Source organism: Sporomusaceae bacterium ACPt (assembly GCA_041428575.1).
Classification (GTDB): Bacteria; Bacillota; Negativicutes; order Sporomusales; family Sporomusaceae; genus Sporomusa_D; species Sporomusa_D carbonis.
In genome coordinates this window covers 2,689,915-2,703,656 of sequence record CP155570.1, presented here as the reverse complement: position 1 = coordinate 2,703,656, position 13,742 = coordinate 2,689,915, and the positions used below count along the sequence as shown (strand labels likewise).

Here is a 13,742-nt window from a genome sequence, read left to right as displayed (position 1 = left end):
AATAAAAATGCTGCCCTCATCTGATGATGAGGGCAGCACTAGGTTGCAAAGCCAGGCCGCAAAAAACTTCTTTTTTCAGTCTGGCAGAAAATGCTATAATAATCGTACAGGTTGTCGGGGGACGGTTGGCCACACCCTTTTCAGGAAGGGGGTGGTATGATGACAACATTTGAGGCAATGTATCTTATGATCGTATTCGCAACGCTTGTTGTTTTAATCATAAAAAAGAAATAACCGCTCCCCTGGCAAGGTCTGCGGTTATTTCCCAATAACTCAAAGTCCGGGCCAACCGTTTCCGGTTAGACAACCTGTGCTGTGGGGCTGGCGTGTGTCGAGCACGTCAGTCCTTTTCTTATATTATACCCATAGAAATAATAATATGCAACCGGTCAGGAAAAATCATCTAGTCCCGGTCCACTTACTTGCATATGGACACCTGACCCAAATATGATTTCCCACCTACGATGTTTTATTTTCACGCTCCTAATTTACATAGATTGGGCAGTTATGTCCGTGGTCGTGGTCGTGGTCGCAGGTGTTGCCGGAATCGATAAGCTCACCGCGCAGGTAGAGGGTGACAAGATTTTCCGGAGTGTCCGAGGGTGCGCCGCACAGAACCTTTATGCCGCGCTGGCGGAAGATGGCTTGGGCTGCTTCGCCCATACCGCCGACTAAAATATCGGTGCAACCCTGGTCGGCCACCCAGTTGGGGATGACGCCGGGAGCATGGGGCGGTGGGGTCAGGGTTTTGTGTTCGGTAATTTTTCCGTCGGCTACCGTTATGATGGCAAATTGTTCACAGTGACCAAAATGGGTGCAAAGTTTTCCTCCGGCTAAGGGAATGGCAATTTTCATGGTTAAATCAACACCTTTCTGTTTATTGGGAAGTTGGTGCAGCATTTGGTCTACAATATGCTGCATTTTCTCTTTGGTATGGCTGGTTAAACTGTCTATGGCCTGGCCGGCATCGCCGGCGGTTACGATCCCGGGGTCAATGGGCAGTCGTCCCAGAAAGGGAATATTCCAGTCAGACGCGGTTTTTTCGCCACCACCGCTTTTGAATATGGCATGCAGGCTGCCGCAGGTAGGGCAGACAAAGCCGCTCATGTTCTCGATGAGACCTAAAACCGGCATATTGACTTTCTGGCAAAATTGGATGGATTTACGCACATCCGCCAAGGCAATTTCTTGCGGAGTTGTTACTATGACAGCTTAGCAGCCGCTAACTGTCTGAGCCACAGTCAATGGTTCATCGCCAGTTCCGGGCGGGCTGTCAATGATAAGAAAATCAAGCGGCCCCCAATTTACATCTGCCAAGAATTGACGAATAATGCCGATTTTTACCGGGCCACGCCAGATAAGAGGGGTGTCAGGCTGGTCCAATAAACCTTGAATGGATACTACTTTTAAGTTGTCGGTGTAGTGATAAGGCTGAATCTGATCGCCGATAATGTTTAGTTTGAGGCCGGTAAGGCCTAACAATCCGGCAATGCTGGGGCCGTGCACATCCACGTCAAGCAGGCCGACCTGATAGCCCTGGCTGCTCAAAAACACCGCCAGGTTGGTGGCAACCGTACTTTTGCCGACACCGCCTTTGCCGCTCATGACCACCATTTTGTGATCGACATTTTGCAAAAACCGGTTGATTTTCCGGTCTTGCGCTTCAAGCTCATGATCCGTCGTGTTACAGGACATTCTGAAATCCATCTCCTTTAGTTTTTGTGACAGTAATATTATTTCTTTCCATCCAGCGCGTTTGGTACGGCGATGGCCGCCAGCTTGCCGGCTAGAAAGGCTGACAGAGCCTCTTCTACAGTGCCGTTCATTTCGCCTAGAGAATACATGGCGATTTGTCCGGCCTGCAGAACCTTAAAGGCTTTGGGACCGACGTGACCGGTGATGAGTACCTTGGCACCGGTTTTGGCTAGGGATTGTCCCGCCTGGATACCGGCCCCATGGGCGGCTTCGAGATTTTGCGTGTTGGGCATAGCGTCCCATGTGTCTTTCTCCTGATCATAGAGGACGAAATAATCGGCCCGGCCAAACCGGGAATCGACTGCCGCATGGCGGTCTTCACCGTGCGCCGTAATGGCAATTTTCATCATATGTTTCCTCGCTTTCTTAATGGTTAGTCTGTTAATCCAAGGCGCTTGTTGCGCCAATAGCCAGCGGATATCGCGCTTTACAAAGCAGGTTCATCCGCGGTTTCGGCGACAGTATTTAATATCATTTTTTATATGTCTCTAATGCCTTCGCCAGTTGGTCGGTACAGGAAGTTCCATTGCGGCAAAGGTTGCCTTTAAATTTTTGAATTACTTCATCGATGGGCATTCCTTCAATCAAGATGCTGATCGCCTGGAGATTTCCGGGACAGCCGCCGATGAATTTTACATTTTTAACGGTATCATTTTCGATGTCAAATTGAATTTCTTTAGAGCAGACGCCTTGTGGAGTATAACTTGTCATGATGCTACCATCTCCTTATCTGATAAAAAAGAATAGTTTCGGTATGCATGCCGATGAAAGGGAAAGTGGTTAACGAAAGGGGTTGAGCCTTCTTTGGAGATAGCCGAACTTACTTTCGGTTGCCGGAACTTCTAAGAGGGTTGCTAAGTTATGCCAAAGTTTTTTCAGAGAGTCTTTGACTTCAGCATTTTCAGGCATTTCCAGCACGGTTTTACCTGATTGGATGGCATTGCGAAAGGCATCACTGTAAGGCAACTGTCCCGCGACGGGAATGGCGTTATGATCGCACCAAGCAATGAGTTCTTGGGTATTTTCCGGATGTAGGGTACTCTTGTTAATACATACGGAAAGCGGTAACCCAAAATGGGATACTAAATCGACCAACCGTTTTACGTCATGCATGCTGGAAGCGGATGGTTCGACGACAGCCAGCGCTAAACTGGCACCTGATAACGCAGCGATGGCCGGGCAACCGATGCCAGGCGGTCCATCGGTGATAATAAGCGGCAGGCGATGGGCTGTGGCAATTTTTTTTGCTTCTTGCCGCACTTTGCTGACCAGTTTGCCGGAGTTTTCCACAGATAGGCCAAGTTCTGCGTGAATTAAGCGCCCGAAGCGGGTATCGGATACAAACCAGTGACCCGCTTGTTTTTCTTTCATACTAATGGCATGTGCCGGGCAGTTAAAGGCACATACACCACAGCCTTCACAATTAAGCGGTGTCGTGATCACACCGTCCGTAATGGCCTCAAACCGGCACAAATCGGTACATTTGCCGCAGTGCGTGCATGTTTCTTCATCAACATGTGGTTCAAACCCGGCTGTAAACGCATGAGTTTCGCGAATGGCAGCGCCGCTAATCAAATGAAAGTTGGCGGCATCTACATCGCAATCTACGAGTACTTTTTGCGGGGCTAAAAAGGCGAGCGCGGCACTGATGCTGGTTTTGCCTGTACCGCCTTTGCCGCTGACAATGACTAATTCCTTCATGTTCCGGCGCTCCTTTCGGATTTAAGTTTATGCCAGATATTAGCGGCGATGGCTTGGAACTCATCCGGGATACAGCCTGCAGCATATTGCTTGGCAAAGGACAGGCTATGGGGGATTTTGGCCAATATCGGAATTTGACGGCTCTCGCATAAGGTTTCAATACTTTCGTCACCGGAGGAGGCTGCATCACTTTTATTAATCACTACGCCTGTCGGTATCTGAAGCAGACAGGTAATATTCATGGCCAGTTCCAGGTCATGCCGCCCGAAAGGAGTCGGCTCGGTTACGAGTATGCAAAAGTCACTGTCTTGGACGGCTGTCACCATCGAGCAGGAAGTACCGGGCGGACAATCCAGCAACACGTCTCCGGTAAGCTTCGCGGTTTCTTGCTTCATCCTTTTGATGAGCGCCACGGCGCTGGGAGTGCCAACTTTTAAGGTACCGCTTACCAAGTGAATGCCGGGATGGGTGGTAGATGTTCCTGTTGCAAGGGTGCCAATGGTTTTTGATTCCTCAATTATAGCCTGTTGCCGGCAGACGAGCAGGCAGCCGCCGCAGCTGTGACATAATTCGTCAAATAATAAAGCGGTTTTACCGGAAATGGCTATGGCATTAAACAAACAAACAGTGGAGCAAGCACCGCATCCATTGCATAAAGCGGAGTCAATGTGCGGAATTGTAACGGTAATTTCGCGACCGGGGTCTTGCCAGGCGGGCTGTAAAAACAAATGACAGTTTGGCTCTTCGACGTCGCAGTCGACTAGGGAAATATTTGAATGCGCGGCGGCAAGCAGCAGGGACAGAGCGGTTTTTCCTGTGCCTCCTTTGCCGCTGGCAATACTAATCAGCATAGGAGTTCCTCCTTTTGCATGGGTAAATGAAGAGGGGCTCTTCGCTGTATAGGTTGACAGATGGGGAGTGGGAAATGAATCCTTTGCAGCTGTCGATAGCGAAGAGCCGGGTTGGAATGGTTATTCGGCTTTACGGTTCTGCTTGGCTAGATTACGCAGGTAAGCCGCTTGTGCTTCCAAGCGTTCTGCCTGGGCTTCCAGAGTTTCGGGCACAGCGGGGGCGTTGCTAGCAAAGCCAAAGCCACTTTGTATACCACGTCCAAAGCCCGCACCAAACCCATTGCCAAACCCCATCTGTTGGCAACCGCCGCGCCCGCGGCCGAACGGCCCAGTGCCCCAAGGGCCTGTTCCATCTCTTCTTGGCATAGGAATCACCTCCTCTCGTAAAATATGAACTATATTTCATAACGAAACTAAAAAAGTATGTTACGACATGAAATGTTCAATTACCTTTTCGGAATACATGGGAGACCTCCTTTTCGATAACATATGAAATATATCTCATAATTAGACTAAAAATTTTTATTCATCGTCACGGCAGCAGAACCGCACTCAACAAGACTTACCACATCGCCTGTTTTTATGTTACCACCTTTTAAGATGACGCCAAACCGTCCCTCCCTGCTGACAATATAAGGCCGGCCGGTTTCTTTGTATTTTTCTTTACCGACATGTTTAATTTGTATTAAAACTTCATTACCGATTTGCACTAAACTGTTGGTGGAAAACTGATCAAGTGCAATGCCGGAAATGGTGATATTTTCAGTATATCCGCCGTTTATTACCTCATCATATTTTTCGGCTGGTACTTTGTTCATCGCTTCTACAGGAAAGATGCTCACTTGCCTATCCCAGTTTCCTCCATGCGCATCATTCTCTAAACCCCAACCCTCAAGCACTTTTGCTTCGCCGACGGTATTTTTTTCAACACCTTTAATTGAACTTATGTGGATGGATAGAACAGTGCCCACTTCACATACCTCCATTTCGATGATCTATTGATGATCTATTACTGTTGTCATTCTAATCTAAACAGTGCAATTTTTTTTTCCAGATCGGTTGTGCATTGTAGCCGTAGCTGCAAGAATAAACTTTATTTCCTGTTTAATGAAATATGTTTTATACATGACTAGAAATTTTTATTCCCCGTTCGATATCCGCCAAACGAATGGTTTCCATTTCTTCAATGGGTAAAGTGACCTCCTCAATGTTGAGGGAGGAACTTCCTGCGGGTTTGTAGTTTGTGAATGGCGGCAGGTGTTCGACTCGACGCTCTTTGTATGGTCGACTCATAAGCATCCTTCCAAATTATGAACTATATTTCATAATTAATATATAATACTTAACAGGGAATGTCAAGAAATGAAATGGGGATTTAGGAACAAAATGAGTATTATCTTTCAGTTATGGAATTTTCTCCGGTTATTGTCCGAGAATGATCCCAACTTGAACGCAGATAAAAATTCCGGGCGCTGATGGGCAACTTGCGGGGGCGGAAAACCGCTTGGCAGTAGGAGCCAAACAAGTACCGCAGGTTAAGTTTATAAGAACCCATTCGAATGAGAAGGGACTGTCCCAAAGCTCAGATGAAGTTATCTACTTCGCCGCTTTTGCTCTAATTAATATAAAAATAAGCAAGTCCGTACCACTTTTATGTGATACGGACTACTTTTTTGGGATTAGAAACCACCGTCAACTTAATTTTGGGCTTTTGGGACAGCCCCGGTAGTTAAGCTGTGGTGGTTAATGGGTTTAGTCTATCCAGGGGGCGGTCGCTGCCAACGCGGTATTGGCCTGGCGGTATTTTAGGCGCAGGGGGCTATCATTCCGGCGTTTTGCTGACATTGCCGCGCCACGGCTCATTTTGGGTCAGGCCATCGGGCGCATCGGCCTTTCAAGCCTGGGGCAAGGTTCCCCTGGTACCGGCTGAATTATTTGAGGCCGGGCTGGATATCATTATTCTCACCGTGTTAGTGTATTTACCTTACAGGCTTAACTTGCCTCTGGGAATATGGTGCCTGCCAAAGCTAACCATTACTTACTTCCCTTCACACGCCAACCCGTCAATAATCAATCGGCACATGCTATAGGATATAATACTTTCCGCTCCTTGGTTCAAGTTCACGCCGGTCGGCGTGATACCGTCATAGCAGCCGCCGGTCTGTGGATCGATGAGACTCTTTTGCAAGGAATTTTTTCCCAAATACCAATCCCGGCAAGTTTTTGCTTTCGCTAAATAATCGATTCTCCGGATGGAAGCGTATCCTTCGAGGTAAGCCAAAGCTGTCTCGCAAGCTTCAAGCGGCTGTTCGTCGTATTTCGCCGGAATACCGCTTTTCGAATACCACCCTTGACACCCAATGGGTTTGAAATACCCGTCGGTAAACGTTACCTTTTCCAAAAATGCCAAGCTTTCTTCGGCTATCGATAACAACTCGCTAATTTCCAAAACCTTGCCGGCAATAAACATTGCCCATGGCAGGACAGCATTGCTGTATGTCAAAGCATCTTCAAACCAGCACCATTTTTTTATTGCATGCTTTTTATAGCTATCGGCCAGGGACGCGGATAAATACTGAATGTAATCATAGGCCTGGGTAGTTGCAACATGCTTCAGACCTATAATGGCATAAGCCTTGGCTCTTAGCCACTGTAGAGCCGGCACATTCGGCAGGCTTCGCGCAAGAAGATATTTGCAGGCTTCCTTCATGCCATCGGGAGTCTTAGGGTTTGCCATGACGTGACCAAGCGCCCAAAGACAACGTCCAAAACAATCTTCCGAGCCTTCGTCTTCCAGGAAACGGCGATTGTACGACATAAAGTTTCGATATTTTCCGGTTTCAGTTTGAGCGTTTACAACGAAAGAGAGGTACCTGTAAGCGAGATCAAGGTATTCTTTTTGGTCATATACCGTCCAAAGCAATATGGCCACAATCAGCGCCCTGGCGTTATCGTCGGTGGTATATCCCTTGGAAGGGTCAGGAACGCTGAATTTTGCGTGCTGAAACATTCCGGTGCTATCTGTTAGCCGGAAAATATGGTCGCTGTTAAATGGTAATGCTGAAATGCTTCCCACCATTAACTCACCTTAGTACCAGCATTTTTGCTGTCACCTGTTAACTTCAGGAATAACTCAAAATACGCAGCAGCTACGGTGCGCCACAGCATAGTTTGTCCAAGCTTTGCCGTCCTAAGTTCCATTTCGCGTTTTTTATCAGGGTTGTCTAAGACGTACTTTATGCATTTTGCTATAGAATTGGGATCCCGAAACTCGGCCAACAGCCCCCGCCCGTCCCCTAAAAGCTCTTGCGCGTATAAATAAGGGGTTGAAACCACTACCCGGCCACAGCCGACAGCATAGGCAAGAGTACCGCTAACTGCCTGATCTTTTGATAAATATGGAGTAAGATATATATCACAAAGGCGGAGGTAGTAAATGATTTCTTCCTTAGTCAGATATTTGTCAATAAAGCGTACATGATTATCCAGGCCTAACCGGTGAGTGAGGTCAAGCAGTTTCTCCCGGTAATTTTCTCCTTGCTCATTTTTGATGCAAGGATGTGTTTTTCCAAGGATCAGGTATAACGTATTGGGGTGGTCCTTCACGACTTCAGCTATCGCTTCGATGCCGTATTCCAGCCCTTTTCCCGGACTGATAAGGCCAAAGGTGGCTATAATGTTCAAGCTGGCATATCCGTTCTTTTCCTTTAACTTATCTCTTGGCTCAAGCAAACGGAAAGGTACGCCATGAGGTATTACTTCGATCTTTCCGGCATTAATGTCGTAAACATTCTGTAAAATTTTCATAGTATTTCTGGCCATTGTGACAACTTTGATACTAGCCGCGCCCAATGTGCTTAAAACCTGTTTTTGTTTAAAAGACGGATTAGGCAAGACCGTATGAAGGGTAGTAATGACCGGAACTTGCAGGTTTTTAATCAATTCTCCAATATAATCGCCGCAAGTGCCGCCAAAAATGCCATATTCGTGCTCAATTACCAATAGGTCAATGTCCGATTCATTGATTTTTTTCGCAAGTTGAAGATAACTCGATTTGTCATTCTGCGACAATTCAGCCATTACTTGCTGATCATTATAATATTCCCCATTGCTAACAGCGATAACCTTTGTCTTGATCAGACCGTCAAATGCGTCCAAGGCTTGTACCAGGTCTTGTGTAAATGTAGCCAATCCGCACTCTCTGGGAGGATAAGTGCTTAGAAAGGCTACGTTGCGAATACGATTCGTAGTAACCATCCAAACAATGCCTCCTTTACTTTTTAACTTGCTGATGGTTGATCAGGTTTTACCCAGTATACATCGCTGATAAGATGCTCATCAACGAAGAAAGTACCATCAAAATGTTTTTCTGCATTTTTGATGGCACCCCTGTTCCAAGCGGCCTATTTTCATGTTCATAATGAATTATGACATTTAAGTCTGAACGGTCTCCAAAAGCGAGTTCAATGTCTTTTGCGCGATACCCGGGGCCAATCCTTGCTTATTAGGATAGAATTCAGCGGATGACGTTTGAACAACTCCCTGTAAATATTACTTGTGCTTGGAGTTTTGATTGAAAGTACGTTGCCAATAAAAAAACCTCCTTCCAATTTTAAATGCAATAAAATCATACACCAAAAATTAGCGGAGTAGTTATCAGCACTCGCAAGGGAGGAGTGCTAACAATAGTTTTGTTATATATTTTACATTGCCAAAATATTCATGTCAAGAATCCCAAATCAGTATTTCAAAAAAATCCCAAAAATTATCGACAGAATGCGCATTCATTATACAATCTCAATCCGGGGCCATAGGGGGAAGCCGCTACTGTAAAGCTGCCGTAACATTTGAATAAGGGTTGCAATTATTGTACTTGGCGTAATAGCGCTCTCGCTTGGCTGATAGATCTTTACAGGACAGGTCCTACTTTGGATATCCCAGACTGATGAAGCGGTCACCGGACAAATCCTGAGGTATACCATAGCGTCTTGCCGGAAATGTACTTCACAGCCAGGAAAAGGACAAAAAATAGAAAACCCCGCCGTTAAAAGCAGGCAGGGACAGGCTCTGAAACAAAAGCCGGAATGCTGGAACATTTTTTATTTATCGACCGGCAGAATAGGGAATAAAAGAGCCGGCTAAGCTTAGGTTGACATCTTGTAGTCAGAGAGAGTCTATATTTTCCCATGTATTCTCTATTAAAAGAATAGATACCAGAGAATTGGATTTATCTTTGGTGTCAAGATATCCGTCTAATTCGATAAAGCCATCTTCAATGTCTTTTATATAGTCGTGGTCAATGTCCACTTGCATAAATGGTTTTATCTTTTTCCAAGCTGTTTTGGACTCTTCAACATCAAGTTTTGCTTGTTCCCAGTCTTCATTCCGGATGCTGTTTTCCACCTGGGCTAAATGTTTGGAAAAGCCTGTGCGGCTATCGAAAGATTTTGTCAGCAGCGTACAGGAGCAAGAAATAACTAAAATACCGCACAAAAAAATTGTAAGAATAATCCTTTTGAGCAAATAAAAACTGCCGGCCGATAATTTTAGCTGTTTGTTGGTATTGTATAACATGATTTGTCTCCTTTTAAGTCAACATATAGATTTCCCTTGGTATCTAATTGTGCCAGGGAAACGTCCCTGACATCCTGAATGTTTTGTTTACTGAGTTGATGCTGCAGCCAAGCCTTGGACAAATGAAGGGAACGAAGAGCATCTTGAAGTAAAATACCGTCTAAAATCAGGTTTGTAGGCAGCCCATCATATTGTGTTGTGATATTTAAGTCCTTAGGAGTAATGGGTTGTTTTTGAGATTTCTTTTGTATACTAATCTTTCCCCCCGGCTCGAACATCACAAACTCTACATCTGTTATATTGAATACTCCTTGGGTTCGAAGCTCGGATAGAAGTTGTTCCATGGGGATACGGATTTTTCTTAAATTATCTTCAAGAATTTTCCCGTCGGCAACCACAATTGTCGCCTCGCCGTCTACCATCTTACGAATCCAAACATTATGCATACTCAAAATGGCCAGTATTATCGCCAGTATTGTCCAGGTAGCCAGCCCGGCCATGGTAGACACTAAATTTTCATTTACTTGTACTGATATGGTAGAAGCCATAGAACCAATGGTAATACCAACAACATAGTCAAAAAAAGTTAGCTGGGCAACCTGCTGCTTTCCCATAAGCCGAACAAATAGTAATAAAGCAAAAAAAGAAATAACAGAGCGTATTATTACAACAAGTGTAATTGACAAAAATGCACCCTCCCTAATGATTTTTAATTAAAGTGGAAAATTTTATTTATGTTACCTGAATTAGTTTATCACGACGATAACTTGTTATTCATGAATCAGGTAGCATTACAGATTTTAAAAACAAAGGGCATCATTTTCCATAATATGCCATAATTTTTCCTGAATGAAAGGCGAAAATAGAATAATAATAATACGGTGAATGGAGGGAATATTATGACAGTTGCATCGCAAGTAAAAAAAACGTTAGCTACATTAAAAGGTAGTCAGGGTACATTAAGATTATATGTGCTGCAGACGCGGGATAAAGAAACCAAATCAATTTACAACCAAGCATTAGAAACTACAGAAATCATTATAGACGATCTGGAGAAAAGGCTGCAGACTTTGGAATATCAAGAGCCACAATATAAAGGAAACTAGCTAGGAGATTATAAAATGCCGGCATGGATACAAATAGTACTTAATTCAATTGCCTTATTCTTTTTGTTACTAATCTTAATCAGATTATTGGAAAAAAGAAATATCGCCCGTATGGCGCCGTTTCGGTTGGTAAGCTACATGGTAACTGCGGTTATTGCGGCATTAATGTCCTTAAATCTAATCCCAAATCCCGTTTTTGGTTTTATTACTCTTGGGATTTGGGTGCTGTTTCCTATAGCATTGGATTATTTGTCGATAAAAAGCAAGTGGGTCCATGACCTTATTAACGGGAAAGAAACTGTGTTGATTAAGCATGGAAAAATTATGGAAGAGAATCTTATGCAAACAGGATTAACAGGAGAGGAACTTCTCCGCGGGCTTCGCTCTAAAAATGCTTTCAATCTAGCAGATGTTGAATTTGCCGTAATGGAAGATACCGGAGATATCAATGTATTGCTGAAATCTGATAAAAAACCTGTGTCCTCCCATGATTTAGGTGTAAAAGCGGCCCCTCTGGCAGAACCGCAGACCGTTATTCTGGATGGCAACATATTAAACGAACCCCTGTCTTCATTGGGATTTAACAAGGAATGGCTGGGCATTCAGCTGGAAAGTGCCGGGGTATCGTTAGACAATGTTTTTATCGGACAGGTAGACTCGTCTGGCGATTTATACCTGGATCTTTTTGACGACTCTGTAGAACTACCCCAGCCTAAAGTGAAAGAAATGCTATATGCTAATTTGGAAAAAAGCCAGGCTGACCTCATGATCTTTGCGCTGGAGACACAGGATGAAGCCGCTAAGAAAATGTATACACAACATGCTGAAACATTAAAACAACTTAAGGAAAAACTTAAGCCCTATTTACTGCGATAGAAGGTGAGTTATATTGTCAAGTATTAAAAGAAAGAATCTAACTCCTGTACAGCAGCAATACCAGGACTTTGCCCATGCCCGCGAGCCCCAGCGTCCCATACTGACAAACTGCATACGAGCTTTTGTTACCGGCGGCATTATCTGTACCATTGGTCAGGGAATCCAGTGGTTTTTCATGACCTATTTTAACTTTGATGAAAAGACTGCAGGCGATCCCACTGTTGCGATTTTGATTTTGATTTCTGTGATACTTACAAGCCTTGGTTTATATGATCATATTGCTCAATGGGGCGGTGCTGGCAGTGCCGTTCCGGTTACCGGGTTTGCCAATACTATCGCATCAGCTTCTCTTGACCATAAAAGCGAGGGGTTTGTATTAGGTGTCGGCGGAAATATGTTTAAAATCGCCGGACCAGTAATTGTGTTTGGCGTCTTTTCGGCTTTTATTGTTGCGATTGTAAGAGTATCCATTATGTCATTAGGTGGAATGTAAATGCTGCAAGGTCATCAAACATGGTTTTTTGATTCGAAACCGGTCATCATTGGTTCGGCAGCTATCGGCGGGCCTTTTGAGGCGCAAGGCAACCTGGCCGGTGACTTCGATCTGCTGCATGGTGATATATGGCTTGGACAGGATAGTTATGAACAAGCAGAAAAAAAGTTTTTGGAACAAGCATGCGAGACAGCCATTAAAAAAGCGGGACTCAAAAAAGAAGATATCCAGTTTTTTTTCAGCGGTGATTTAATTAATCAGATTATGCCCAGCAGCTTTACGGCCCGTACCCTTGCCGTTCCTTATTTAGGTATTTATGGAGCATGTTCCAGTGCCATGGAAGGACTATCACTAGCTTCCCTTATTATCGATAGTGGGTTTGCCCAGAATGCACTTGTCGGTACCTCCAGCCATAATGCCGCTTCGGAAAAACAATACAGGTATCCTACTGAATATGGCGCGCAAAAACCCCCCACCGCCCAGTGGACGGTGACGGGGGCAGGTGCTGCAGTTGTTGCACGGCAAGGGGAAGGGCCGCGGGTTGTAGCTGCTACCATTGGACGCGTAATCGATATGGGACTTTCCGATCCTTTTAACATGGGGGCTGCCATGGCTCCGGCCGCCGTTGATACGATCGAAGCCCATTTCAGGGATTTGAACCTATCCCCGTCACATTATGACCTCATTGCGACTGGAGATTTAGGCAAGATAGGTCACCGGATTGCCGGAGATTTGCTGACAAAGCACGGACTTGACATCCCGGTAGAAAAATTGACCGACTGCGGTATTCTAATGTACAAGGAGGATCAGCCGGTTTTTGCCGGTGGCAGCGGCTGTGCCTGTGTTGCTACAACTGCCTTCGGGCATCTTTTAAATCGCATGCGACGAGGGGAGCTGAACCGGATTCTCGTTATAGCCACAGGCGCTTTGCTCTCTCCTATGTCTTACCAGCAAAAGGAAACCATACCGTGCATTGCCTATGCAGTATCAATAGAAATGTAAAATTGGGGGCCTACGTTTGGAGAAGTTTATTTTAGCGTTTATCGTTGGCGGATCTATATGTGTACTCGGACAACTCCTTATGGACGGGTTGAAACTAACTCCCGCGCATACAATGGTTGCACTGGTAGTAACGGGAGCTGTTTTAGGGGGGTTGGGCCTCTATGACAATTTAGTTAAGTTTGCCGGTGCCGGAGCTTCCGTCCCCATAAGCAGCTTTGGCAATCAATTGGTAAAGGGCGCTCTCCAGGAGGCCCAAAAAACCGGCCTTGTCGGCGTATTGACAGGTATTTTTAAAATTACCAGCGCCGGCATTTCAGCGGCGATTATATTCGGCTTTTTATCAGCTTTACTGTTTAAACCCAAAGGATAAAATGCTTCTATAAA

Annotated in this window: 19 protein-coding genes and 1 pseudogene; 7 read left to right on the top strand and 13 right to left on the bottom strand. The window is 45.1% G+C overall.

The window, feature by feature from the left end; genetic code table 11:
- Positions 1-156: 156 nt before the first annotated feature.
- Positions 157-234, top strand: coding sequence for a putative holin-like toxin (locus SCACP_RS14050; RefSeq protein ID WP_425061412.1), 78 nt, complete (start codon positions 157-159; stop codon positions 232-234).
- 249 nt (positions 235-483) lie between these two features.
- Here SCACP_RS14050 and SCACP_RS14045 read toward each other — a convergent pair whose 3' ends face one another.
- The 9 genes and pseudogenes from SCACP_RS14045 to SCACP_RS14005 form a co-directional block, all read right to left on the bottom strand.
- Positions 484-855: a NifB/NifX family molybdenum-iron cluster-binding protein gene (locus SCACP_RS14045; protein WP_425061411.1), complete on the bottom strand. Its 372-nt coding sequence runs from the start codon at positions 853-855 to the stop codon at positions 484-486.
- 54 nt (positions 856-909) lie between these two features.
- Positions 910-1,695, bottom strand: a pseudogene (locus tag SCACP_RS14040) (P-loop NTPase); the annotation flags it as partial.
- 38 nt (positions 1,696-1,733) lie between these two features.
- Positions 1,734-2,162: a NifB/NifX family molybdenum-iron cluster-binding protein gene (locus tag SCACP_RS14035; RefSeq protein WP_425058116.1), complete on the bottom strand. Its 429-nt coding sequence runs from the start codon at positions 2,160-2,162 to the stop codon at positions 1,734-1,736.
- A 64-nt stretch (positions 2,163-2,226) separates the two neighbouring features.
- Positions 2,227-2,466, bottom strand: a complete 240-nt coding sequence (locus tag SCACP_RS14030; protein ID WP_425058115.1) for a TIGR03905 family TSCPD domain-containing protein — start codon at positions 2,464-2,466, stop codon at positions 2,227-2,229.
- Between the two features lie 69 nt (positions 2,467-2,535).
- Positions 2,536-3,456, bottom strand: coding sequence for an ATP-binding protein (locus tag SCACP_RS14025; protein ID WP_425058114.1), 921 nt, complete (start codon positions 3,454-3,456; stop codon positions 2,536-2,538).
- A complete protein-coding gene (locus tag SCACP_RS14020; protein ID WP_425058113.1) occupies positions 3,453-4,307 on the bottom strand; it encodes a 4Fe-4S binding protein in 855 nt (284 codons plus the stop codon). The genes SCACP_RS14025 and SCACP_RS14020 overlap by 4 nt, the downstream gene beginning before the upstream one ends.
- Positions 4,308-4,427: 120 nt before the next feature.
- Positions 4,428-4,673 carry a DUF5320 family protein gene (locus SCACP_RS14015; RefSeq protein ID WP_425058112.1) on the bottom strand — a complete coding sequence of 82 codons (246 nt, stop codon included), beginning with the start codon at positions 4,671-4,673 and terminating at the stop codon, positions 4,428-4,430.
- A 146-nt stretch (positions 4,674-4,819) separates the two neighbouring features.
- Positions 4,820-5,278, bottom strand: coding sequence for an MOSC domain-containing protein (locus SCACP_RS14010; RefSeq protein ID WP_425058111.1), 459 nt, complete (start codon positions 5,276-5,278; stop codon positions 4,820-4,822).
- Positions 5,279-5,426: 148 nt separating this feature from the next.
- Positions 5,427-5,600, bottom strand: a complete 174-nt coding sequence (locus tag SCACP_RS14005; protein WP_425058110.1) for a hypothetical protein — start codon at positions 5,598-5,600, stop codon at positions 5,427-5,429.
- A 496-nt stretch (positions 5,601-6,096) separates the two neighbouring features.
- Between SCACP_RS14005 and SCACP_RS14000 the strand changes: the two genes are divergently transcribed.
- Positions 6,097-6,237, top strand: a complete 141-nt coding sequence (locus SCACP_RS14000; RefSeq protein WP_425058109.1) for a prolipoprotein diacylglyceryl transferase family protein — start codon at positions 6,097-6,099, stop codon at positions 6,235-6,237.
- Positions 6,238-6,345: 108 nt separating this feature from the next.
- Here the strand turns inward: SCACP_RS14000 and SCACP_RS13995 are convergent, their stop codons facing one another.
- From SCACP_RS13995 to SCACP_RS13980, 4 genes are all read right to left on the bottom strand, one after another.
- Complete coding sequence (locus SCACP_RS13995; RefSeq protein WP_425058108.1) at positions 6,346-7,386, bottom strand: glycosyltransferase; 1,041 nt, start codon at positions 7,384-7,386, stop codon at positions 6,346-6,348.
- Positions 7,386-8,564, bottom strand: a complete 1,179-nt coding sequence (locus tag SCACP_RS13990) for a glycosyltransferase family 4 protein (RefSeq protein ID WP_425058107.1) — start codon at positions 8,562-8,564, stop codon at positions 7,386-7,388. The genes SCACP_RS13995 and SCACP_RS13990 overlap by 1 nt, the downstream gene beginning before the upstream one ends.
- 906 nt (positions 8,565-9,470) lie before the next feature.
- On the bottom strand, positions 9,471-9,881 hold the full coding sequence (locus SCACP_RS13985) for a DUF4363 family protein (protein ID WP_425058106.1): 411 nt from the start codon (positions 9,879-9,881) through the stop codon (positions 9,471-9,473).
- Positions 9,854-10,567 carry a YetF domain-containing protein gene (locus tag SCACP_RS13980; protein ID WP_425058105.1) on the bottom strand — a complete coding sequence of 238 codons (714 nt, stop codon included), beginning with the start codon at positions 10,565-10,567 and terminating at the stop codon, positions 9,854-9,856. The genes SCACP_RS13985 and SCACP_RS13980 overlap by 28 nt, the downstream gene beginning before the upstream one ends.
- A 213-nt stretch (positions 10,568-10,780) precedes the next feature.
- Between SCACP_RS13980 and SCACP_RS13975 the strand changes: the two genes are divergently transcribed.
- From SCACP_RS13975 to spoVAE, 5 genes are read left to right on the top strand one after another with little or no spacing between them, the layout of a single operon-like run.
- On the top strand, positions 10,781-10,987 hold the full coding sequence (locus SCACP_RS13975) for a DUF1657 domain-containing protein (protein ID WP_425058104.1): 207 nt from the start codon (positions 10,781-10,783) through the stop codon (positions 10,985-10,987).
- Positions 10,988-11,002: 15 nt separating this feature from the next.
- The gene (locus SCACP_RS13970) at positions 11,003-11,863 is read left to right on the top strand and encodes a DUF421 domain-containing protein (protein ID WP_425058103.1); all 861 of its coding nucleotides are present in this window, start codon (positions 11,003-11,005) and stop codon (positions 11,861-11,863) included.
- 13 nt (positions 11,864-11,876) lie between these two features.
- A complete protein-coding gene (spoVAC, locus tag SCACP_RS13965; protein ID WP_425058102.1) occupies positions 11,877-12,356 on the top strand; it encodes a stage V sporulation protein AC in 480 nt (159 codons plus the stop codon).
- A complete protein-coding gene (gene spoVAD / locus SCACP_RS13960) occupies positions 12,357-13,358 on the top strand; it encodes a stage V sporulation protein AD (RefSeq protein WP_425058101.1) in 1,002 nt (333 codons plus the stop codon).
- A 16-nt stretch (positions 13,359-13,374) separates the two neighbouring features.
- On the top strand, positions 13,375-13,728 hold the full coding sequence (gene spoVAE, locus SCACP_RS13955; RefSeq protein WP_425058100.1) for a stage V sporulation protein AE: 354 nt from the start codon (positions 13,375-13,377) through the stop codon (positions 13,726-13,728).
- The last annotated feature ends 14 nt before the right edge of the window (positions 13,729-13,742 follow it).